This window comes from Methylobacter svalbardensis (assembly GCF_037671525.1).
GTDB classification, from domain to species: Bacteria; Pseudomonadota; Gammaproteobacteria; order Methylococcales; family Methylomonadaceae; genus Methylobacter_A; species Methylobacter_A svalbardensis.
On record NZ_JAWPOH010000021.1, the window covers coordinates 34,802 to 55,673 of the forward strand.

Consider the following 20,872-nt stretch of genomic DNA (forward strand, 5'->3'; position numbering starts at 1 on the left):
TTGCAGGCAAAGCCTGCACTCCACACTACGCCGGATTTTCGCTATCGATAAAACAGCATGCCACCGCAAATTGCTGCCGGGTTTTTTCCATTAACGCCTGAATGCCGAATCGTTCGGTGGCATTATGGCCGCCCGCAAACATATGTAGGCCGGCTTCCCGGCTTTCATGCCAGTCGTGTTCGCTGATTTCGCCGGTAAGATAAGCATCCAGCTGTTCTTTTTCGGCCAAGCGCCACTCGCTATTTGCTCCGCCGGTGATGATGCCGATTGATCTGATCAACGCGTGGTTATCCGGCGTTGCCAATATGACATTGTGTTTGAGCACGGTTTCCAGTTTTTGTTGCAGCACGGCAGCGGTTAGCGGCTGTTCGAGTACGCCTTTAACTCCGGTCGCCGAGCCTTTGTAATCGCCGAACGGCTGTTGTTGCTTGCAATCGATCAGTTGACCCAAAGCCGCCGCATTGCCTATTTCAGGATGTCCATCCAGCGGCAAATGATAAGCAAACAGGTTGATATTGTTTTTTACCAGCGGAAAAATCCGCTGTCCGAAAGCGCCGACCAACGGTTTGGCTCCATGAAATGTCCAGAACAAACCGTGATGAACGACCAAGGCATCGGCCTTGTTTTCGACCGCCTGATTAATCGAATCGCGGGTTGCAGACACCGCAAAAGCGATACGCTCGATCTGCTCAGCCCCTTCTATTTGCAAGCCGTTAGGACAATAGTCGGCGTAGGTTTCGGGGTGCAGCAGAGCCTGATAATAGTCGTTCAGTTGTTGACGGCTGATCATAGTGTGAGTTCGTGTCCTTACTCGGGGTTGAATAGCGGATTCTAGACGTTTATAAGGGTGACGCAAGTCTTGCAACTGACGGGTACTGCGGGGGAATCAAACCATGCTCACATCAAAAGACATGAGCATGGTTGAATCGCTGCTAGCTGATGCTGCCGGCTTCTGTGGCCGCAGGCACTTCAATCAACCGACCTGATTTAGTATCGTAAATATAGCCGTAAACAGGGATGTCGGAAGGAACCAGAGGGTGATTCTTAATGCGAATGACATCTTCCAGCACACTTTCTTCTTGATCTTTAATGGTCAGCCAGTTTATATGTTTAGCTTCGTGTGAACCCGGCCCTTCACCTGTGTCATACCACAGGCCTTTTTCGTCCAGCGATGCGGTTGTTAAACTGTTGCCTAACAAGTCGCGCATGATCTCATCGTTAAATAGTTCCATACCGCAATTAGTATGATGAATGACAAACCATTCCCGTGTTCCCAATAATTTATAGGAGATAACCAAAGAACGGATCGCATCGTCGCTGGCCCGGCCGCCGGCATTACGAATGACATGGGCATCACCTTCGGCTAAACCGGCATATTTGGCAGGATCCAAACGGGCATCCATACAGGTCAGGATGGCAAAATGCCTTCCGGGAGGCATAGGCAAATCGCCTTTGTCACCGAAATCGTTCACATAGCCTCTGTTTGCGGCTAAAACTTCGTTAAGAATTTTACTCATAAACACCTCTCGTTGTTATTATTGGGCACTAAAAAAACCGCTTGATCCTAATCATTAAGGGGAAATGAAAAAGACCAAGCGGCAATTAGACTACTATCTCCGCAACAAAGTCTACTCCAATAAAGCAGAGTTTCAAATAGCGAAATAGGTTATACAATATAAACCCAGAGTTTATAAAGGAGCGGATATGGCTAAATTGAATAATACCCAGGTCTTTTGCCGAATTGTCGAGTTAGGCACTTTTACGGCGGTTGCCCGCGAAATGAATCTTTCGGCGATGATGATCAGCAAATACATGGCTCAACTGGAAGAATCGCTGGGGGTTGCCTTATTAAACCGGACAACACGGCGACTGAGCATGACGGAAGCGGGCAAGATCTACTATTATCGCAGCAAGCAGCTGCTCGATGATTTCTCCGAACTGGAAGAATTCACCTCGCAGCTGGGTCGTCAGGTAAAAGGGACTTTAAAAATCAGCGCGCCGATCGATTTTGGCGGACTTTATATGGTGCCTGCCATTGACGCGTATCAACGCGAGTATCCCGATGTCAAGATTTTGATGACCTTGCACAACAGCCGGGTTAATTTAAGCGAAGGCAGTTTCGATTTGTCTATCCTGGTGACGGATACGCTTGATTTGGGCGTGGTCGCCAGAAAAATTGCCCAAACCCGATTGTGCGCCTATGCTTCTCCGGGCTATATCGCCGAATACGGTGAACCGCAAACCATTGCCGAGTTAAGTTCGCATCGCTGCCTGCATTATACGGATACCCCACATAAAGATTACTGGGTGTTTAATGCCGACGGCGAGGAAGTTAAAATCAAAGTGAATTGGCATTTTGCCTCGAACAATGGCCGGGCTCTGTGTCAAGCGGCTGCGTTAAGCATGGGCATAACCCAGGCACCTGAATTATCGGTGGTCAATTATTTGGAACAAGGAAAGTTGGTGGAGATTTTGCCCGATTTTCGTATTCCATCGCTGGAAATTTATGCCACCTATCTGCAAAGACGTTTTCTGCCTACCAAGTTGGCGACGTTTGTGGATTTTTTAATCCGGTACTTTGCAGAAAACAATAAACTGAAATTCAACTAAAGGCGCGCAACATGGCAAGACGAAACAAACACAGTCCGGAAGAAATCAGGAAAATGGTGCTGGATGCAGCAGAAACCATCATCATCAATGAAGGCTATTCGGCGTTAACAGTGCGCAGGGTTGCGATGGACATCGGTTATACGGTCGGCAGCGTCTATATGGTGTTTGATAACGTGGCCGATTTGGTCATGCACATTAAAGCGAATACCGTCGACAACCTTAGCGAGCGGTTGCAGCAAGTGCCCGACTCTGTTCCAGAGCAATATATAGCGGAACTGACCAAGGCTTATCTACAATTTGCCAGCCGAAACTTTAACCGCTGGAGCATGATTTTTGTACAGGATGCCGAAATCCCCGAATGGTATCAGGATAAAATCAATCAGGTTTTTAGTCAGATAAAAACACAGCTGGCAAAACTTGCGCCTAACTGTTCAGCGCAACAACACAAACAGGCGGCACGGGCACTCTGGAACGGTGTTCACGGCATTTGCACCTTGTCCCTGACCGGCAAGCAGAATGCCGAAGATATTGACGAGGTGGAAAACACCATTACATTGCTGGTGGAAAGCTTTATTGGCGGCTGGGTGGGTTCGTTACCTTCTAAAAATCAGCAACGCTAATAAAAAAGCCACGATGGCGATCGTCATGTGCAGCTTTGCTACCAATGCAACATCTATTTTATTCGCCGATTAAACACGGCCTACGCTAATTCCCAAGCGCTCAGAGCCTGTGAAAGCATCCGATATAGAGGAAATAACCATGAAAGACATGAAGATCTAATGAATTGATTGACTTAGATGCCTTTCATGAGCTTCACGGTTAATAGTGCTTTTTATGCCATACTCATTCATTTTTCCACAGTCTCGCCCAGCCTGGGAACTATTAAAAATCTTCCTCAGTTAAGAGTGTTGTTATCTTTCTATCCGGATCGGTGATAACCCATAATTTTTCGGTGCCGATGTTATAAACAGACATAATTCTTTCCACCGATTCAGGCAGTAATGCTAGCGTGTTTTCACGCCAATCAAGCTCTGAAACCTCCCCGTAGTCACCTTTTTCATGCCTGTCCAGCAAATCGCCAATGGCTACCTTATAACTGGCTATTATCGAAATAGCCGATGGAGTCATGGTGATTTTTCCAAGTTCAAACAGCTTCATTTATTTAGACTTCCTTATTTATTTATTATAAAAAGCGCACTTTTTAGCGGTTAACCGCTTATTATTTTTATTTATTATCAGTCAGATGCAACAATACCAGAAAAGTGGCAGCAAATACCAACATCCCCAATATAAGCATCGCAAGTACAGGACCGACCTTATGCGCTACAGCAAAAGTATAGTTTCCAACCGCCAATAGCATAGCAAGATTTTGAAAAAAACCTTGCAGGGCTACAGCCCTGCCGCTACCGATACTTTGTTGCCCAATTCCTGTAATGCGGCGTTGACGATAAACATACCACCCATCATGCTTATAAATAACAGTATAAGCCAGCTTGGCCAAATGTTCTCTGGTAGACTTAGTCCCAAAATAAATAAAGCCATTAAATAAGCAGGTATTCTGGCGCGGCGTAATAATCCAGGCACCAGTGCTGTAATTTGGAGGGCATTTTTGGACAATACAATAATATGTTCCGCCCTTAATATTAAGTGCGGCTACTATTAACGTTTTTTATAAGCTTCCCGGATATGAATAGCAATCAGAACAAACCATCTGCTGATGGAAATAGTCAACTAATGGGTAAGGCCGGGCGTAAGGAATTGGTGGCATGGGCTTTATATGATTTTGCCAACTCCGGTTATACCACCGTCGTGCAAACTACTATATTCAGCGCCTATTTTGTTGGTGTGGTTGCCGGTGCTACACAAGGCGTCACACCCGGTTTATCGACGCTGCTTTGGTCTTTGGCTATTGGTTTCGCTAATTTTATAGTCATGATCAGCGGGCCGTTGATAGGTGCGATTGCCGATTACCGGGCTTGCAAAAAACTTTTTCTGCTGATTTCCTCGGCAGGTTGCGTAACATCAACAGCCTTGCTGGCACTGGTCGGTCCAGGTGATATAGGACTGGGAATGGTGCTGGTTACCCTTTCGGCCATCATGTTTGCCAGCGGCGAAAACCTGATTGCCGCATTTTTGCCGGAGCTTGTGCCTGAGGAGAATATGGGCAGAATGTCCGGTTATGGTTGGAGTCTGGGTTATTTTGGCGGTCTGCTGACATTAGGGATTTGTCTGGCCTACATCACCTGGGCCAAGCAACACGACTTGCCGGAAACCCATTTTGTTCCTGTTACCTTACTAATCACCGCTGCAATCTTTGCGTTGGCGGCCGCCCCCACCTTTCTATGGCTGCGTGAGCGAGCGATACCTGCTGCCTGGGACCAGAGCCTGTCCAGGCTACAAATAAGTTATGCCCGATTGGCACACACATTTAAAGAAGCGGCCCGCTTTCGCGATCTGCTCTGGTTTTTGATAACACTGGGCGTGTACCAATCTGGTGTTAGCACCGTTGTGGTTTTGGCCGCGATTTATGCGCAGGAAGTCATCGGTTTTGATACCCAGTCACTGGTTGTACTGATTATGGTTGTTAATGTGACCGCCGCCGTTGGCGCTTTTATTTGCGGGCATTTACAAGACCGAATGGGATCGGTCCCCACGCTGACAATTACGCTGCTCATCTGGATTGTTGCGGTGATAGTGGCTTTATTTGCCGACACGCCTGCACTTATGTGGATAGCCGGAAATATTATTGGCCTGGCCATGGGGGCAAGCCAGGCTGTCGGGCGAGCTTTAGTCAGTAAGTTTTCGCCAACTGAGCGGGCGGGAGAATTTTTAGGTTTGTGGGGATTCGTCAATCGTTTATCGGCCATAGTAGGCCCATTGAGCTACGGACTAATCAATTACTGGAGCAACGGGGATCACCGGATGTCATTGCTGTCGACGTTAGCGTTTTTCATCATCGGCTTGGCTTTGTTGTCCAAAGTCAATGAGGGCAGAGGTAAAGCCGCAGCACTAATGAATGGTGCGGGTTAATGACTGCTGTTCAAACAGGCCCAACGGAATTTGGATTATTCAACGGAGAACTTTAGAGTGATTGTTCGGCAGGTGCAGCGATACCAGAAAAGTAGCCATAAAAACCAGCACACCCAGACTCAGCATGGCTATAACAGGATCTACATGTTGTGATGCAGCATAAGTATAGCTGCCCACCGCCACCAGCATGGTGAGATTCTGAAAAAATCCCTGGAGAGCAACAGCGCTGCCGCTGCCGATACTCTGCTGTCCCAGTTCCTGCAATGCGGCGTTGACGGGGACGATAAACATCCCGCCCATCATACCTATAAAAAACAGCGTAAATCTTGCTGGCCAGATGCTGTCTGTCAGACTCAGTCCAAAAATAAATAGAGCCATTAAATAAGCAGGGATTCTGGCGCGGCGTAAATGCTCCAGCGGAATTAACCCTGGCACCAGTGCTGATCCGGCGATGATGCCGATAGCGAGGGATAAGGTCAGTTCGGCAATTTCGGTTGCATTTTTTGACAATAAAACCAGCGGCGCCCAAGCAACAATAATCACTCTTAAGGTTGCCGCAGCAGCCCAGAACAAGGAGCCGCCAAGAATGGCGAAACGTGATCGCGGCGTGGTGAAAAACAGGCCTATTTCCCGCCAAAACAACAGCACTTTTGAACCGGTAGGAGCCGTTTTTTTAGCAATGCTTACCGGTAAAAACAGGGTAGTCAATGCGGAAATTATAAAGAGGATGATGGTACCTGTCAGCGCCCATTGTATAGAGTAGTCCGCCATCTTCGCGCCAATAATCATGCCCAATAGGATAGCCAAAATGGTAGAGCCTTCAATCCAGCTATTCGCCTTGACCAGGAATTCATGCCCCGCCAGCTCAGGCAGGATGCCGTATTTTGCCGGACTGTAAATGGCCGCGCCGATGCCAACAACACCATAAGCAAGCAGAGGCTCTATATGCAATAGCAATAATCCTGCACCGGCCGCTTTAATCAAGTTCGCAATAATTAATACTCTGGCTTTGGAGTGATGATCGGCAAAGCCGCCCACCCATGGGGCAAGCAATACGAAGGCAATCAGAAACACGCTTTGCAAAGCCGGAACATACCATCCGGCCAACTGTGTGGACTGCATCACCATGGCAATCACCGTGAACAAGATAGCGTTATCGGCAAAGGCGGATAAAAACTGGGCAATCAATAACGGGTAGATTTGTTTGTTCATAATTAAGGCAATAAGAACTTTTTCAATTTTTAGCCTTTAGCCTATTTTATATTTTACCGGCTGCCAGCTCGGTCACTGCCTGGTAATTGGTTTTACCGGTCGCCATCACCGGAATCGCATCAACGATCAAAACTTTCTTGGGCAGGCCGATAGGGGCAACGCCTATTGAGGCCGCTGCCAAGTCAGCGACAGTCGCATCTTTTTGGGTGGTGAGCAGAACAATCTGTTCGCCTTTTTTTGCATCCGGCAGGCTGATTGCGGCGTGATGCGCATCCGGCCAGGCATTGGAAGCCAACTGTTCGACTGCGGTTAACGAGACCATCTCGCCGCTGATTTTGGCAAAGCGCTTGCTGCGCCCGCGTATGCTGATGAAACCGTCGTTATCGACATTGACAATATCGCCGGTGTCATACCAGCCTTCGCCATAAATTGATTGGGGCGGGATCAGCTTGCCCGGGTTATCGGCCAGCAGATAACCCTGCATGATATTGGGCCCGCGAACGTGTAGCCTGCCCGCCTCTTCGATACCTTCGACAGCTTCCAGCTTGTAGTCCATAGACGGCATAAACCGGCCAACGGTGCCGGCTTTAAAGTCCATCGGCGTATTGACAGAGGTGATGGGCGTGGTTTCGGTGGCGCCATAACCTTCCAGTATGCGTATACCGAATTTATCCGCCCAAACTTGGCGGGTGGTTTCCTGCAACTTTTCAGCACCGGCAACTACATAACGCATATTGAAAAAATCATAGGCGTGAGCTTTTTTAGCATATCCGGCTAAGAAAGTATTGGTACCGAACATGATCGTCGCGCTGATTTCATAAGCGATTTCGGGAATGATCGAATAATGCAGCGGGGTCGGATAAAAAAACGTGGTCATGCCATGCAATATCGGCAGCATCGTGCCGACGGTAAAACCGAAAGAATGAAACATCGGCAGAAAGTTCAGCACCACATCCTGGGCAGTGAAATTAATCCGGGCTTCCAGTTGCTTAAGGTTGGACAGGATGTTGGCATGGGACAGCACCACGCCTTTAGGCGTGCCTTCAGAGCCGGAGGTAAATAAAACCACCGCCGGACTGTCGGGGTTGTATTGGGTGTGTTTGTACCAGATATTGGCGGTTTTGCCTTGCACCAGCGCCTGGAATTTGTCCAATTTAGACAGGCCATCGGCCAAATCTTCCAGATAAACCAGCCTAACCAGTTCGCCCAAGTGCTCGGCCTCCATGGCTAACTTACCCAACTCTATAAAGCGGCGGGACGTTAAAACGGTTTTGACTTGCGCGGTGTTGCACGCGGAAATCATACCGGCTGAACCGGTTGAATAATTCAACATCGCCGGGACCCGGCCATAAAGTTGCAAGCCCAGAACCACCGACAGCGTTTTGGTCGAATTGGGCAAAAAAATCCCGACATTTTCCGAGGCGGCCGTAATTTTCGTTAAGGCATTGCCGATCGCAATGGTGCGGGTAATTAAATCATCATAGGATAATGGAATACGTTCCAGATCTTTGGCAACAGTATGCTTGCCGCCGTGTATTTTGCGCGCTTCAAGCAGACTGGCGAAAATGGTTTGCCGGTAATGGCTGGTGGCAAACATCATTTCAGTCATAATATCCGACAAAATGTGTCCGCTGTATTTGCGACGGTTTCTGCCCCTTAATTCTGGCGGCGGGGAAACGAAGGTATGAGGTAAAATCTGAATGGTAATTTTGGGAAATAAACGCAAGCGGACAATATTGCGCAGCCTGGAAAAATGTGTGTATTCGGCGCCATGAATGCGCACAGGCAGTATCGCCGCTTCGGATTTATCGGCGACCATGCCGGTGCCGTCGTAAACTTTCATTAACGAACCGGTCACGGTAATGCGACCTTCAGGGAAAATAACGGTGCGGGTGTCTGTCTGCAAATGATGAATCAAATCCTTCAGTGATAAAGGATGAGTCGGATCCATTGGAAATACGCGGGATAGCCTCAGAAAAGGCTTTAACCACCAGCGCTCGGAAATCTGGGTGTTGATCGCAAAAGTGATGTCATCGGGTAAAAATACGCCCAGCAGTAACGGATCCAGAAAGGACGTGTGATTGGATATAATCAGCACACGTTTCCCGGCCTTTTTGTAGTTGTCCAGGCCTTTGACTTCAACCTTGTAAACCAAGGTCAGCAACCAGCGTAAAGTTTTTTTCAGCATTAAGTTTCCTCCTTGAGTCATTTTAGCAGATGTTTTATTTTACCCGGAAAAATCATGGTGAATGGAGCGCTCAAACCTCTGGAGACATTTTTCGACGCGTGTACTCACCTGCCAACTATAAATGAATATTTCAATTTCAAGGTGTCAACCGTCATGATTTTTCCTCTGCTTTTTCAAACATTTCTATATAACCGGCTGTTTTATGGATCATATTTTCCACCAGTCACACGCTATCTTATAGGTTGAGAAAAAATCATCAGACAGCGTTATAATGTTTCATTCGAAAATCCCCAGCCGTTACCAAGCAAAGTCGTCTCAGCCAATGAAAATACTCAATATTCATTTTAAAAATATCAACTCATTGGAAGGCGAGAGCCGGATTGATTTTGAACAAGCGCCCTTTTCAGATACCGGGGTTTTTGCGATTACCGGCCCTAACGGATCGGGGAAATCCAGTGTTTTAGATGCGATTACGCTGGGCTTGTATGGCGAGACTTTTCGTTTTGATCGCCCTGCCAAACACGTGATGACCCAACACACGACTGAGTGTTACTCGGAGATTGAATTTGTTGTGGACAAGGTGAAATACCGGTCCAGTTGGCATGCGCAACGGCATGATGCGAATCCCGAGGGCGAGTTAATGCCACCTGAAATGAAGCTGATCCGTTTGAGCGACGACCAAGTGCTGGCGACTACATCCCAACAGGTTTGTGCGCGGATCATCGAAATTACCGGGATGAATTTTCGTAACTTTACCCGTTCGATACTGCTGGCTCAGGGCGATTTTGCCGCATTTCTGAATGCGCTGGACAGTGAGCGCATGGATATTCTGGAAAAAATCATCAGCGCGGACATTTATTCCGACTATAAAAAGGAAGTGCATAATAAGGCCGCCGAGGCGCAACAACGCCTGGATTATTTAACCCAGGATTTGTCGATTATACCGATCATGGAGCCGGAAAAGCAGGAAGCCTGCGAACAGGATTTGGCCGATTTTATCGACCAAGCATCCGAGTTGAGGGAACAGCAAAACCAGCTAAAGCAGCAGCAAGCGTCACTGAAAAATGTGTTATCCCTGCAAAGCCGGATTGCCGATCAGGAAAAAACCCTACAGCAAACCCAATCACTGGCCGAAAGTGAGCAGCAGCAACTGGATCAACTGGCTACGGCTCAAGACGCGTTGCTTTTTAAGGATGATGCGCAGCTTATTAAGGAAAAAAATCACGAGATTCATCAGGGCAAAGCAACACTGGCGGACTTTCGTGGCGAACTTAAGCAGATACAGCAGCGCATCGGTGCAGATCAATCGGCTCCGGAAGGCTTGCCCGATAAATCGCTTACCGAACAGGGACAAACGATAACCCAGATCAGAACCCAGATCGGTCAACTTAGTACGCAGCAACAGTCGGAATCGGACTTATGGCAATCTTTAGGTATGCAGATTGACCAGAAAACATCGGTTCTTGGTACCGTGTCACAATGGCTGGAAGATCATGCCGCAGACGAATCTTTGCTGGCTAATTTCCCCGAAACAGGCCGATTAAAAAACCTCCGAGCAGAACTGGTCGAGCTAAAACAAAAACAAAAAGCATTCATTCAGTGGTCCAAAAACACAACTTCATCACTGAAAAACAACCAATCTGCCCTTGCGCAGGAAAACAAAAGAATTGCTGAATTAACTCGCCAGTTGCCGCTGGCAGAAAAGGCACTGGATGAACTGGCACAGGGCAAAAATCTGGCTGAACTTGAGGAGTTTCAGCAAGATCAGCAAGAGCGGGTTAAGGATTTCCGGGAATTCTATAGTCTGAGCGTGGCTAATCAAAAACTGTCTCAAAGCGGCTTTAGTTTTTTCCGTATATTTGGCCGTAAAGACCAGCCGAATCATGACATAGAGGAGCTGGAATCCGAACTTGTCGCGTTAAAACAGGAAATAAGCCGGGAAGACAATATTAGACTCACCTTGGAAACGGCCGTTTTTCGTGAAGCCTTGCTTAAAAAAATGGCCGCAGACCGACAGTATCTTGACGATGGCGAACCTTGCTTTTTATGCGGTGCTTTGGAGCATCCTTATATCAAGCATCCGCCGAAAGAAGCCAATTCTCAACAGGCGTTGACGGATCAGAAGGCAAAATTAAAGGCTTTAACACTAGCTAGCGGCAAACTCGCTCAGCAGATTAAAACAACGCAAAAACAGGTAGAAAAAAACCAGGCTAATCAGACACAACTGCTGAAGATCAGATCCCAATGGTTAACCTTGAGCAACCGACTGAACACGGCAAGTGAAGATCTAAGTATCACTAAATTACGTTTGATCAAACGCCTGTTAACGGCTGAAATAGATAAATTAACAACCATCACCAACGTGGTCGCCAGCTATCGAAAAAAACTGGCCAGTATCGAACGATTAAAAGCCTTGATCGCCAAAGGCGAAGCTACCGTTGAACGTTTGCAGCTAAACACTCTGCAACTGGATGCCGAATGGCGGGAGCGCCCACAGGAAGAAATCGATTACGACGCCGCATTGGCTACCCGCCAGCAGGAAGAACAACAACTGGCCGAACAAGTGCTTGCACAATTGGCCATATTGGGCGAAAAAATGCCCGCCAGGGGTAAAGAGGATGCCTTGTTTGACCGACTGAATGCGCGAAGGCAGGATTATCAAGGCTATGTTCTACGTCAAAAAAGCTTAACCGACGAACTGAAAGCATTGAAGGCGAAAGCGGCGCATTGCCAAGTTGAAATAACGGCATGCCATGAAAAACTCAAGCATTACAGCCATCAATTACAATCCGAAGAAATCGTCGGCCTGCATTTGGCATTGATTGAAAAACAAAAACTGATTGCCGACAAGGAGCAGCTTATTGCCGGTCAGGAAACCGAGCTCGGCGTGCTAAAACAGGCGTTGCAAGACAAAATACAGGGCACGCAATTTACCAGTCTGCATCATCTAACTGAAATATTGGAGCTGCTGCAACACCAGCCGGAACTTGAACGGCACCTGGCAGAACTGGAGCAGGAAATCGACGCCAGAACCGTAGAACTGGAAAACAGCCGGCTTGAGTTGGACGTTGAAAATATGCCGGTTGCAACGGAATCAAGTCCGGAACAACTGGACGTGCAACTAAAGAACGTAAGAGAGCAACTGGAGATAGCCAATCTGGAAGCGCAGCGCCTGGAGCGGCTGCTGAAAGAACAAAACCAACTTAAACAAAAGGCCGATGCGATACGGGCACAATTGCAGGATCAACAAGAAATCACCCGACTGAGCAACGCCGAGGCCACTCAAATAGCCGAGGAAAGTGGCATGGCTTTTCGTCGTCGGGTTCAACAACGGGTAGCCGATCAGCTATTATCCCAAACCAATGCCGTGCTGGAAAAAATCAGCGGCCGTTATTATCTGCGGCAAATACCCAGCGAACAAGGTTTGGCATTGGAAATTGAGGATACTTTTCAGGGCAATGCACGACGACTGCCCAAGACTTTATCCGGCGGAGAGAGTTTTGTGGTGAGCCTGTCGCTGGCGCTGGGACTTTCGGAACTGGCCAATAACGGCAAGTCCGTGGATTCGTTATTTCTCGATGAAGGCTTTGGTAGCCTGGACGCTGAAACGCTATACACGGTCATCAGCACCTTGGAAAGCTTGCAAACCCACGGCAAAACCGTCGGCGTTATTTCTCATGTTGAAGGCATCCAAAAACGCTTTAAAGCCCAACTGCAAGTGGTTAAAAAGCCCAATGGGATGGGGATGCTGAAGCAAGTGTCATAAGCGATTAAGGCAAATAAACATTCCATTTCATTCCGCCCAGCGTTTCGCTCTTTTTACCTTCCAACACGCCGCCCAACAGTCCGACCAATTCATAAACGACGGCCATGCCGATACCGTGCCCGTGGATATTTTCATCGGCTCTGACACCTCTTTTTAAAATTTCAGCCAATTTTCCATCCGGAATTCCGGGACCGTCGTCTTCAATCTGCAACAATACCGCATAATTCCGCCTGCCTTTACGTTGATTTAGGGAGATGCTGCTGATTTTTACTGTGTGCTTGCACCACTTGCAGGCGTTATCCATCAGATTCCCGGCTATTTCATACAAATCGCCTTCTTCATAACAAACCAGACCTTGTTCCAGCACAGCCATATCGAATAGGATGTTTTTATCGATATAAACCTTAGCCAGCGATGCGCTTATTTTTTTTATGATCACCGATAAATCGACGGTTCCGGTCGTTTTATACTCGCCTTTGGCCGCCGCCCGCTGTAATTGATATTCGACGATTTCATCCATACGGAAAATTTGTTCTTTTACCGTCTCCTTATTAACACTGAAAGACTCGGCACAGCCGCGCATTATCGACAGCGGCGTTTTCAGGCTGTGCGCCAAGTCCGCCAAGGCATTACGATAACGCTTCAGATGCGCCCGTTCGCTGTTGATGAAGGCGTTAATGTTTCCGGCTAGACCTTCCAACTCCGTCGCATAGTTCCCGTCTAAATGGATTTTTCGCCCTTTTTCTATCGCCTCAAGATCCTTTACGATAACCCGCAAAGGCTTCAATCCCCAGCGTAATAAGGCCAGCTGGATAAACATCAAAACCACGCCTAATGCCAGCAACCAGATTCTTAAGGTTTTTCTAAACCGCTCCACCTCATTACTGACAAACTGAGCGTCTTCAGTCACGGTAAAGATGTATTCGCGCTCATCACCGATCTTGTTTTTCCAGATGACGGCGTAATGCAGTGTGTAACGACCCTGCTCGGTTAACAAGAATTCAAAATTTCCGGGGATGAGTTCCGGGGGAGGAATGACATCAAGGCCAATAGCCGATGGCGAATGCCAAATTAGATCTTTATTGACCAAATGTATAAAGCCGTACAGGCCGGAACCAGGAGTTGCAAAGCGCGGCTCCGGCAAATAGGTCGGCATCGTTAAATCGCCGAAGTTTTTAAGCTCGGCGGACGATAACAGCGAGTACACATGAACCTGTAGCTTTTCTTTCAAGGCTTGTTCGGCACTCTTTCGAAAGCCCTGTTCAAGCACCACCGAAGCCAAGGCGAAAAATGCGGCAAGCACAAGGCCTGCGGAAACCAACAATCGAAAGGTTAATGATTTAACTTGCATTCAGATTTGAGTATCAAATCAATCGCGCTGACCATGAATGATATAACCTCGTCCACGCAAGGTTTCAATCGGTTTACGTGTGCCATCGGGATCGAGCTTCTTTCTCAAACGACCGATAAAAACCTCAAGTACATTGCTGTCGCGTTCAAAGTCTTCATCATAGATATGTGCAGTCAACACGGATTTTGAAATAACTTCGCCCTTGCGAAACATCAGGTACTCCAACACCTTGTATTCGTAAGCGGTTAATTCCAGTTTGGTGCCGGACACGGTGACTTCCTGAGCCACGGTATCCAATTCAATATTGTCATGGCTTAGTACCGGATGAGCCACCCCGGCTGAGCGCCGTATCAAGGCGTTAATTCTGGCCAGCAACTCTTCATAATGAAAAGGTTTGACCAGATAATCATCCGCGCCCGCTTCCAGTCCTTCTACTTTTTCCTGCCAACGGCTGCGGGCAGTTAAAATCAGAATGGGGATGGTGACGTTGTCTTTGCGTAAGCGCTGAATCAATTCAATGCCGGAAAAATCGGGTAAGCCAATGTCGACCACCGCCGCATCAATCGGATATTCCTTGCCCATGTAATAACCGTCACGACCGGTATTTGCGGTATCAACGGCAAAACCTTTATCGGCAAAGAACTGCTGAATCTGTTCGCAGAGCTTTATTTCATCTTCAACAACTAGAATACGCATGTTTTTCGTCTGCCGAGATTAACTGACTAATTGACCGGTTTGGGCATCAATTTTGTAATATTTGATACGACCATCCGGTGTTAGAACTTTAATGATATGGACTTCTTGGCCATCGATAATCTCTGTTTGCGCACCCAGCACCTTGTTATAAGTACCTTCGATTATTTGTTTGGTAGCCTCGTCCAAACTGATGTAAGCCTGCAAATTATTTTCTGCAAAACAGCTACTGGAAAATATCAAGGCGACTACAACGGCTTTAAGCAAATTTCTCATGAGCAATCCAGAGCTTAGGTAATTAACTAAAATCTTTTAATATTTTCACTACCACGAAGCGACTATTTTTCTTCGTGCCCTTCGTGGTAGTGAATAAATATCTATTCTATCGAGCGAAAAGAATTTTAACCTATCAGGCTGAATCGGCACTGAACCATTAACGTAACGACAAACCCTGAACCATGCTGCCGATGGCTTGCCCGAAAGATGCGCCCAACTTGCCTGTAATTTTATCCAGAAAATGTTCCTGCCTGCTAAAATCAACCAATTTATCGGCGCCAATCAATTCTTTGGCAACATAATCCTGGTTGCCAACGCCGTCAACTATGCCCTGCTTCACGCCTTCTTCACCGGTCCAGACCAAGCCTGAAAACATGTCTGGATTTTCTTTAAGCCGGTCGCCGCGACCGGCTTTAACTGCGCTGATAAATTGCTGATGCACTTGATTTAACAGGCTTTGTATATACTTCGTTTCTTCTTCTTTAGACGGCGAAAAAGGATCGAGCATGGCTTTATGTGTGCCCGCTGTGAACAATCTGCGCTCTACTCCCAGCTTTTGCATGACGTCGACAAAACCGAAACCATCCATCAATACACCTATTGATCCAACCAAACTGGAAGGATTCACAAAAATTTTGTCGCTGGCCGATACAACAAAGTAGCAACCTGATGCACAAATATCGCTAACCACGGCATAAATCGGCAGACTAGGATGTTCTTTTTTTATCTTCCTGATTTCCTCGTATATATAAGAAGACTGCACGGGACTGCCGCCCGGTGAATTGGCATGCAGGATAATGCCCTTGGTGTGCTCGTCTTTGACCGCATCTCTCAAACTTCCAATAATGCTGTCTGCATTGGCCTGCTTATCCTCAGCAATCATGCCGACCACATCGATAACGGCGGTATGATTCTTGCTGTCACCACCAATATCCTTACTCAACTTTGGATACATCGCCACACCGAATATGGCAATCAAGTACACGAACATCAAGCTCTTAAAAAAAACCCCCCACCGTCTTGCTCTGGTTTGCTCGGTGACTGCGGCCAGCGCCAGTTTTTCAATGACTTCTCGCTCCCAACCGCATTCGCGTATAATCTCTGGTTTGTTCTGATTATCCATACCTTGTTAACCTCTAATAATATTCAGTAATTCTGTCGGCTGCTGTAAACACATCAACGGACTGTATTGTTGCAATAGGTCTTCCGGATGCGCTCCGCACGACACCGCTATCGACGATATTTGGGCATTCATCGCCATTTGCAAGTCATGGCTGGAATCACCCACCATTAAACTCCGGTCATTCGCTGCATTAGTATGCTGCATAATCTGATGCAACATCAGCGGATCCGGTTTAGAGGCGGTCTCATCGGAACAACGGGTGATGCAAAACAACGCTTCCGTGTCTGTCGCCTGTAATGCTTGCTGCAAACCTGCCCTGGTTTTACCGGTAGCCACAGCCAGTCGATAACCTGATTGTTTAAGTTCCACCAACATTTCGTAAACGCCGGGAAACAAATCTTCCCTGCTGAGCTGTCTGGACGAATAAGCTTGCTGGTAACAGGCCGTCAATCGCGTCAGCGTTTGCTGATCGACGCCGGGAAATAGCTGACTACAGGCGTTGGCGATACTCAGGCCTATCACATCTCTTGCCGCCTGGGACTCAGGAATAGCGCAATCACACTGCTTTGCCGCTGCTTGCAGGCAGTTTACGATCCAGTCTATCGAATCAATCAGAGTGCCGTCCCAATCAAAGATGATTAAATCAAATCTGTTCTTCATGTCTTAACAAATCTTCCAGTTGCTTAGGTAAAGGAGCCAAAATGGTTAGCGGCTCACCGGTAACAGGGTGCTGAAACTTTAACTTTTCCGCATGCAGAAACATGCGCTTGTAGCCTCGACCTTTAAATCCGCGGTTAATGTCATCTCGCCCGTAACGGTCGTCACCGACGATGGGATGCCCAAGACTGGCGGCGTGTACACGGATTTGATGGGTACGCCCGGTTTTTGGCGAAGCCTCAACCAACGTCGAATCCGCAAATGTTTTCAAGCGCCGAAACAGCGTCTCAGCCTCTTTTCCGGCTTGACTGATGACTACCATGCGTTCACCGCCTTTGCTGACATTTTTTAGCAAGGGTGCGTTGACAATCAGCTTTTTCCTCGCCCATTGCCCGGCCAGCAAAGCCAGATAGGTTTTATGAATATGATTCTCCCGAAACAGTTCATGCAACAGTTTCAGCGCGCTGCGTTTTTTAGCAATCATCAGACAGCCGGAGGTATCTTTATCGAGTCGATGCACCAGCTCTAAAAAATGCGCTTCGGGTCTGATCAGGCGCAGTCCTTCGATAATGCCGGAACTCACGCCGCTGCCACCGTGCACGGCAAAACCGGCCGGTTTGTTGACGACCAGGAAACCCTCATCTTCAAACAAAATGCCCTGTTCCAATGCGGCTTGCAAACCCTGCGGAACATAAGATTCTTCGCTACGTTCTGCTATTCTAACCGGAGGAATTCTGACTATATCGCCTGCAAGCAGACGGTATTTAACATCGACACGACCTTTATTGACCCTCACCTCACCTTTACGAACGATCCGGTAAATTCGGCTTTTAGGCACGCCCTTCAAACGGGCAATTAAAAAATTATCCAAGCGTTGATCGCACATATCTTCGGTGATTTCGACCAGTTGGACTTTGGGTGTTACGCTTTTTTCTTCACTATTCATCGTGTAAATAATACCAGTATCTTGTTATGATTGATTCTTTAAATTGATGTATAGCAATAAGATTGCTATATTAAGCAAGTTTTTAATAGTAAAAACATACTATTGCTCTACAGTTTCATTAACAAAACTGCCTTGGAGCACTATTCAATGCTGATTAACGTAGCGGTTACTAACCACGTTGACTCATCATTGTAAGATTTTCGGGTTCATCGTTCGACCCTAGACGAACGATTTATAACTCCTGTTTAAGACGGAATTTACAACCAAGACTGAAAAAAGAATATTTATTTGCTTAGACTCTGTTCGTGCATCTATCCAGGGCCTTCACTTAAGTGAAGATCGGGATACCCATTACAACACGCAGAAACGGAATATTAAAACCGTAAAAACTAAGTTATGTAGAAGCGACTTTAATCGCCTGACCTACACAAACACGATTACCCAAACCAGTCTGTTCAGTAAAATCTGACCGTGGAGCAGGAAACAACAAGGAATATTGAATGAAAAGAATGCTTATCAACGCTACGCAGCCAGAAGAACTGCGAGTCGCTTTGGTAGACGGTCAAAAACTATATGATTTTGACATAGAAGTACCTTCAAAAGAACAAAAAAAGTCCAACATTTACAAAGGGATAGTAACCCACGTAGAACCCAGCTTAGAAGCTGCCTTTATCAACTATGGCGCTGAAAAACACGGCTTTTTACCTTTTAAAGAAATCTCTCCGCTCTACCGTCACCTGCAAGATGGCGTCGAAAACGACGGTCGTCGTCCAGCCATAAAAGACCTGATTAAAGAAGGTCAGGAAATCGTTGTTCAGATTGAAAAAGAAGAACGCGGCAATAAAGGCGCAGCTTTAACCACCTATATCAGCCTGGCCGGCACCTATCTGGTGTTGATGCCCAACAACCCCAAAGCAGGTGGAATTTCACGGCGCATCGAAGGCGAAACCCGTAGCGATCTGCGTGAAGTCATGGAAGCGCTTGAGATTCCTGAAAGCATGGGACTCATTGTTAGAACGGCAGGATGCGGCAAAAATGCCGAAGAATTGCAATGGGACTTAAATTATTTACTGCAACTCTGGGAAGCTATAGAGCGCTCTTCAAGCGAAAATTCAGCACCATTTCTGGTCTTTCAGGAAAGCAACGTGATCATCAGAGCCTTGCGCGACCACTTGCGCGGCAATATTGACGAGATTTTGATCGACAATGAAGAAGCCTTCATCCTGGTGCAAAACTTCTTAAAGCAAGTCATGCCGCACTTTTTGCCCAAGGCAAAACTGTATCAAGATGCCGTCCCCTTGTTTAACCGTTACCAGATTGAATCCCAGATTGAAGTGGCTTATGGCCGGGAAGTTTCCCTACCGTCCGGCGGATCACTGGTTATCGATCATACCGAAGCGTTAACCTCAATCGACATCAATTCGGCGCGCGCCACCAAAGGCAGCGACATTGAAGAAACCGCGCTAAATACCAACCTGGAAGCGGCAGATGAAATTGCCCGCCAGTTGAGACTGCGCGATTTGGGCGGCCTGTTTGTTATCGATTTCATCGACATGATGTCCAATAAGAACCAGAAAACCGTTGAAAATCAACTACGCGACGCACTCAAAATCGACCGTGCCCGCATCCAGACCAGCCGCATCTCGCGTTTCGGGCTACTGGAAATGTCCAGACAAAGAATGCGTCCATCGCTGGGCGATTCTACTCAACTGCCATGTCCGCGTTGCAAAGGTCAGGGTACGATTCGCAACGTAGAATCGGTCGCACTTTCCGTACTGCGTATTCTTGAAGAAGAAGCGATGAAGAAAGGCACGGAAAAAGTGATTGCTCACTTACCCATTGAGTGCGCGACTTTTCTGTTAAATGAGAAACGCAGCGCCATCGAGCAAATTGAACACCGGCTGAAAGTCGGCATTGTGATCCTGCCCAGCAAGCATTTGGAAACACCGGCTTATGACATTGAGCGCATCAAGGAAAAAGAGTCCGGCGATAGCAAAGCCAGTTACTTACAGATAAAAACAGAAGATATCACTATCCCTGAATTTGCCCAGCAAATAAAACCGAGCGCGACAAAGGCCGCAGTCAAAGAATTCCTGCATGATTCTCCGGCCCCGGTGCAAAACAAAAACGAATCAGCCAGCCTGATTCAACGTTTCTGGCAGAAACTTGTAGGCCCCGGCGCCAGTACAGAGCCTAAAGCAAGGGTAACGGCAGCAGTTCAAACCACTGAAAGAACCAAGCCGGTTGACGAGAGTCAACAGAACAAAAACAGAGGCAACAGACAAGGCCAGGGACAAACCCAGGAAAGAGGACGCGGGCGCGGGCGTGGACGCGGACAAGGGCGCGATCAAAATCCAAAATCAGAGCAAGTTCAAGCGCCTGAACAACGGAAAACCCCCAAACTAAAACCGGAACAAAATCCGGACGAACCGCGCCCTAACCGTGCTCCGCGCGGCCAAGGCAGGAACGTAAAACGCAATCTCGACCCGGCCAATCTACCTGCGCCAAAAACCGAGCAGATTAAAAGTGAAGCTGTTGAAATTAACGAGGTTATTTCGACTGCACCGGAACTTGTTTCTCCTGTTGCCGCCACTACTGGAGATCAACCCAAAAGAAACAACACCAGAAGAGGACCGAATCGCAGAAGACCGCGCAACCCCAACTACAAAAAACCTGAGGCAGATGGCGATTCAAATTCCACAAATGACGTATCCAGCGTAAGCAACGACGAGTCACGTCCGGCTCAAGTCCGTTCTTATGACAATGACTTTGCAGAAAGAGCGGAAAGAACCGAACTCCCAGAGTCCCCGGCTAATGTCCCTAGCCAGGTTAACAGCGACAATCAGGGATCAGGCACGCCAAGACCGGCGCCTATTGCTGAACCCGCACCGGCATCCAAACTGGTTGAACCTGCGCCAAAACCGGCGGCTCCCGCTGTTGAATCGGCACCGGCGCCAAAGCCGGTTGTTGAACAACCCGCACCAAAACCGGCCGAAGTAGTCAAACAAGAAACGGAATAA

Annotated in this window: 17 protein-coding genes; 5 read left to right on the forward strand and 12 right to left on the reverse strand. The window is 47.5% G+C overall.

Translation table 11 applies throughout. The features are described from left to right. Nucleotides 1-25 precede the first annotated feature (25 nt). Nucleotides 26-790 carry a Nif3-like dinuclear metal center hexameric protein gene (locus tag RW114_RS10210; RefSeq protein ID WP_340122643.1) on the reverse strand — a complete coding sequence of 255 codons (765 nt, stop codon included), beginning with the start codon at nucleotides 788-790 and terminating at the stop codon, nucleotides 26-28. A 142-nt stretch (nucleotides 791-932) separates the two neighbouring features. Next, nucleotides 933-1,517: a beta-class carbonic anhydrase gene (locus RW114_RS10215; RefSeq protein WP_340122644.1), complete on the reverse strand. Its 585-nt coding sequence runs from the start codon at nucleotides 1,515-1,517 to the stop codon at nucleotides 933-935. Nucleotides 1,518-1,704: 187 nt separating this feature from the next. Here RW114_RS10215 and RW114_RS10220 point away from each other — a divergent pair, with 187 nt between their 5' ends. Beyond that, entirely contained in the window at nucleotides 1,705-2,610 is a 906-nt protein-coding gene (locus tag RW114_RS10220) for a LysR family transcriptional regulator (RefSeq protein ID WP_340122645.1), read from the forward strand. A gap of 11 nt (nucleotides 2,611-2,621) precedes the next feature. Next, entirely contained in the window at nucleotides 2,622-3,230 is a 609-nt protein-coding gene (locus RW114_RS10225) for a TetR/AcrR family transcriptional regulator (protein ID WP_340122646.1), read from the forward strand. 262 nt (nucleotides 3,231-3,492) lie between these two features. Here RW114_RS10225 and RW114_RS10230 read toward each other — a convergent pair whose 3' ends face one another. Both RW114_RS10230 and RW114_RS10235 read right to left on the reverse strand, forming a co-directional pair. Continuing rightward, the gene (locus RW114_RS10230; RefSeq protein ID WP_340122647.1) at nucleotides 3,493-3,768 is read right to left on the reverse strand and encodes a hypothetical protein; all 276 of its coding nucleotides are present in this window, start codon (nucleotides 3,766-3,768) and stop codon (nucleotides 3,493-3,495) included. A gap of 67 nt (nucleotides 3,769-3,835) precedes the next feature. Next, complete coding sequence (locus RW114_RS10235) at nucleotides 3,836-4,111, reverse strand: hypothetical protein (RefSeq protein ID WP_340122648.1); 276 nt, start codon at nucleotides 4,109-4,111, stop codon at nucleotides 3,836-3,838. A 185-nt stretch (nucleotides 4,112-4,296) separates the two neighbouring features. Here RW114_RS10235 and RW114_RS10240 point away from each other — a divergent pair, with 185 nt between their 5' ends. Beyond that, nucleotides 4,297-5,640: an MFS transporter gene (locus RW114_RS10240; protein WP_340122649.1), complete on the forward strand. Its 1,344-nt coding sequence runs from the start codon at nucleotides 4,297-4,299 to the stop codon at nucleotides 5,638-5,640. Nucleotides 5,641-5,679: 39 nt separating this feature from the next. Here the strand turns inward: RW114_RS10240 and lplT are convergent, their stop codons facing one another. Together lplT and RW114_RS10250 are read right to left on the reverse strand one after the other, a co-directional pair. Further along, nucleotides 5,680-6,852 carry a lysophospholipid transporter LplT gene (gene lplT, locus RW114_RS10245; RefSeq protein ID WP_340122650.1) on the reverse strand — a complete coding sequence of 391 codons (1,173 nt, stop codon included), beginning with the start codon at nucleotides 6,850-6,852 and terminating at the stop codon, nucleotides 5,680-5,682. A 46-nt stretch (nucleotides 6,853-6,898) separates the two neighbouring features. Then, nucleotides 6,899-9,040: an AMP-binding protein gene (locus RW114_RS10250; RefSeq protein WP_340122651.1), complete on the reverse strand. Its 2,142-nt coding sequence runs from the start codon at nucleotides 9,038-9,040 to the stop codon at nucleotides 6,899-6,901. A 322-nt stretch (nucleotides 9,041-9,362) separates the two neighbouring features. On the opposite strand from RW114_RS10250, the gene RW114_RS10255 reads away from it, so the two are divergent. Continuing rightward, complete coding sequence (locus RW114_RS10255) at nucleotides 9,363-12,806, forward strand: AAA family ATPase (RefSeq protein WP_340122652.1); 3,444 nt, start codon at nucleotides 9,363-9,365, stop codon at nucleotides 12,804-12,806. A 4-nt stretch (nucleotides 12,807-12,810) separates the two neighbouring features. Here RW114_RS10255 and RW114_RS10260 read toward each other — a convergent pair whose 3' ends face one another. The 6 genes from RW114_RS10260 to rluC form a co-directional block, all read right to left on the reverse strand. Continuing rightward, entirely contained in the window at nucleotides 12,811-14,157 is a 1,347-nt protein-coding gene (locus RW114_RS10260) for an ATP-binding protein (protein ID WP_340122653.1), read from the reverse strand. Nucleotides 14,158-14,175: 18 nt separating this feature from the next. Then, nucleotides 14,176-14,853 (reverse strand): response regulator transcription factor, encoded by a 678-nt coding sequence (locus RW114_RS10265; RefSeq protein WP_340122654.1) that lies wholly within the window; start codon nucleotides 14,851-14,853, stop codon nucleotides 14,176-14,178. Nucleotides 14,854-14,871: 18 nt separating this feature from the next. After that, entirely contained in the window at nucleotides 14,872-15,126 is a 255-nt protein-coding gene (locus RW114_RS10270) for a PepSY domain-containing protein (RefSeq protein WP_340122655.1), read from the reverse strand. 157 nt (nucleotides 15,127-15,283) lie between these two features. After that, on the reverse strand, nucleotides 15,284-16,249 hold the full coding sequence (sppA, locus tag RW114_RS10275) for a signal peptide peptidase SppA (RefSeq protein WP_340122656.1): 966 nt from the start codon (nucleotides 16,247-16,249) through the stop codon (nucleotides 15,284-15,286). Nucleotides 16,250-16,255: 6 nt separating this feature from the next. Continuing rightward, on the reverse strand, nucleotides 16,256-16,909 hold the full coding sequence (locus tag RW114_RS10280; RefSeq protein ID WP_340122657.1) for an HAD-IA family hydrolase: 654 nt from the start codon (nucleotides 16,907-16,909) through the stop codon (nucleotides 16,256-16,258). Then, nucleotides 16,893-17,852: a 23S rRNA pseudouridine(955/2504/2580) synthase RluC gene (gene rluC, locus RW114_RS10285; RefSeq protein ID WP_340122658.1), complete on the reverse strand. Its 960-nt coding sequence runs from the start codon at nucleotides 17,850-17,852 to the stop codon at nucleotides 16,893-16,895. The genes RW114_RS10280 and rluC overlap by 17 nt, the downstream gene beginning before the upstream one ends. Before the next feature lie 500 nt (nucleotides 17,853-18,352). On the opposite strand from rluC, the gene RW114_RS10290 reads away from it, so the two are divergent. After that, nucleotides 18,353-20,872: an Rne/Rng family ribonuclease gene (locus RW114_RS10290; protein ID WP_340122659.1), complete on the forward strand. Its 2,520-nt coding sequence runs from the start codon at nucleotides 18,353-18,355 to the stop codon at nucleotides 20,870-20,872.

Bases quoted from the DNA above. Each gene is read 5' to 3' on its own strand.
- RW114_RS10210 (WP_340122643.1), bottom strand. From the start codon at position 790: ATGATCAGCCGTCAACAACTGAACGACTATTATCAGGCTCTGCTGCAC.
- RW114_RS10215 (WP_340122644.1), bottom strand. From the start codon at position 1,517: ATGAGTAAAATTCTTAACGAAGTTTTAGCCGCAAACAGAGGCTATGTG.
- RW114_RS10220 (WP_340122645.1), top strand. From the start codon at position 1,705: ATGGCTAAATTGAATAATACCCAGGTCTTTTGCCGAATTGTCGAGTTA.
- RW114_RS10225 (WP_340122646.1), top strand. From the start codon at position 2,622: ATGGCAAGACGAAACAAACACAGTCCGGAAGAAATCAGGAAAATGGTG.
- RW114_RS10230 (WP_340122647.1), bottom strand. From the start codon at position 3,768: ATGAAGCTGTTTGAACTTGGAAAAATCACCATGACTCCATCGGCTATT.
- RW114_RS10240 (WP_340122649.1), top strand. From the start codon at position 4,297: ATGAATAGCAATCAGAACAAACCATCTGCTGATGGAAATAGTCAACTA.
- lplT (WP_340122650.1), bottom strand. From the start codon at position 6,852: ATGAACAAACAAATCTACCCGTTATTGATTGCCCAGTTTTTATCCGCC.
- RW114_RS10250 (WP_340122651.1), bottom strand. From the start codon at position 9,040: ATGCTGAAAAAAACTTTACGCTGGTTGCTGACCTTGGTTTACAAGGTT.
- RW114_RS10255 (WP_340122652.1), top strand. From the start codon at position 9,363: ATGAAAATACTCAATATTCATTTTAAAAATATCAACTCATTGGAAGGC.
- RW114_RS10260 (WP_340122653.1), bottom strand. From the start codon at position 14,157: ATGCAAGTTAAATCATTAACCTTTCGATTGTTGGTTTCCGCAGGCCTT.
- RW114_RS10265 (WP_340122654.1), bottom strand. From the start codon at position 14,853: ATGCGTATTCTAGTTGTTGAAGATGAAATAAAGCTCTGCGAACAGATT.
- RW114_RS10270 (WP_340122655.1), bottom strand. From the start codon at position 15,126: ATGAGAAATTTGCTTAAAGCCGTTGTAGTCGCCTTGATATTTTCCAGT.
- sppA (WP_340122656.1), bottom strand. From the start codon at position 16,249: ATGGATAATCAGAACAAACCAGAGATTATACGCGAATGCGGTTGGGAG.
- RW114_RS10280 (WP_340122657.1), bottom strand. From the start codon at position 16,909: ATGAAGAACAGATTTGATTTAATCATCTTTGATTGGGACGGCACTCTG.
- rluC (WP_340122658.1), bottom strand. From the start codon at position 17,852: ATGAATAGTGAAGAAAAAAGCGTAACACCCAAAGTCCAACTGGTCGAA.
- RW114_RS10290 (WP_340122659.1), top strand. From the start codon at position 18,353: ATGAAAAGAATGCTTATCAACGCTACGCAGCCAGAAGAACTGCGAGTC.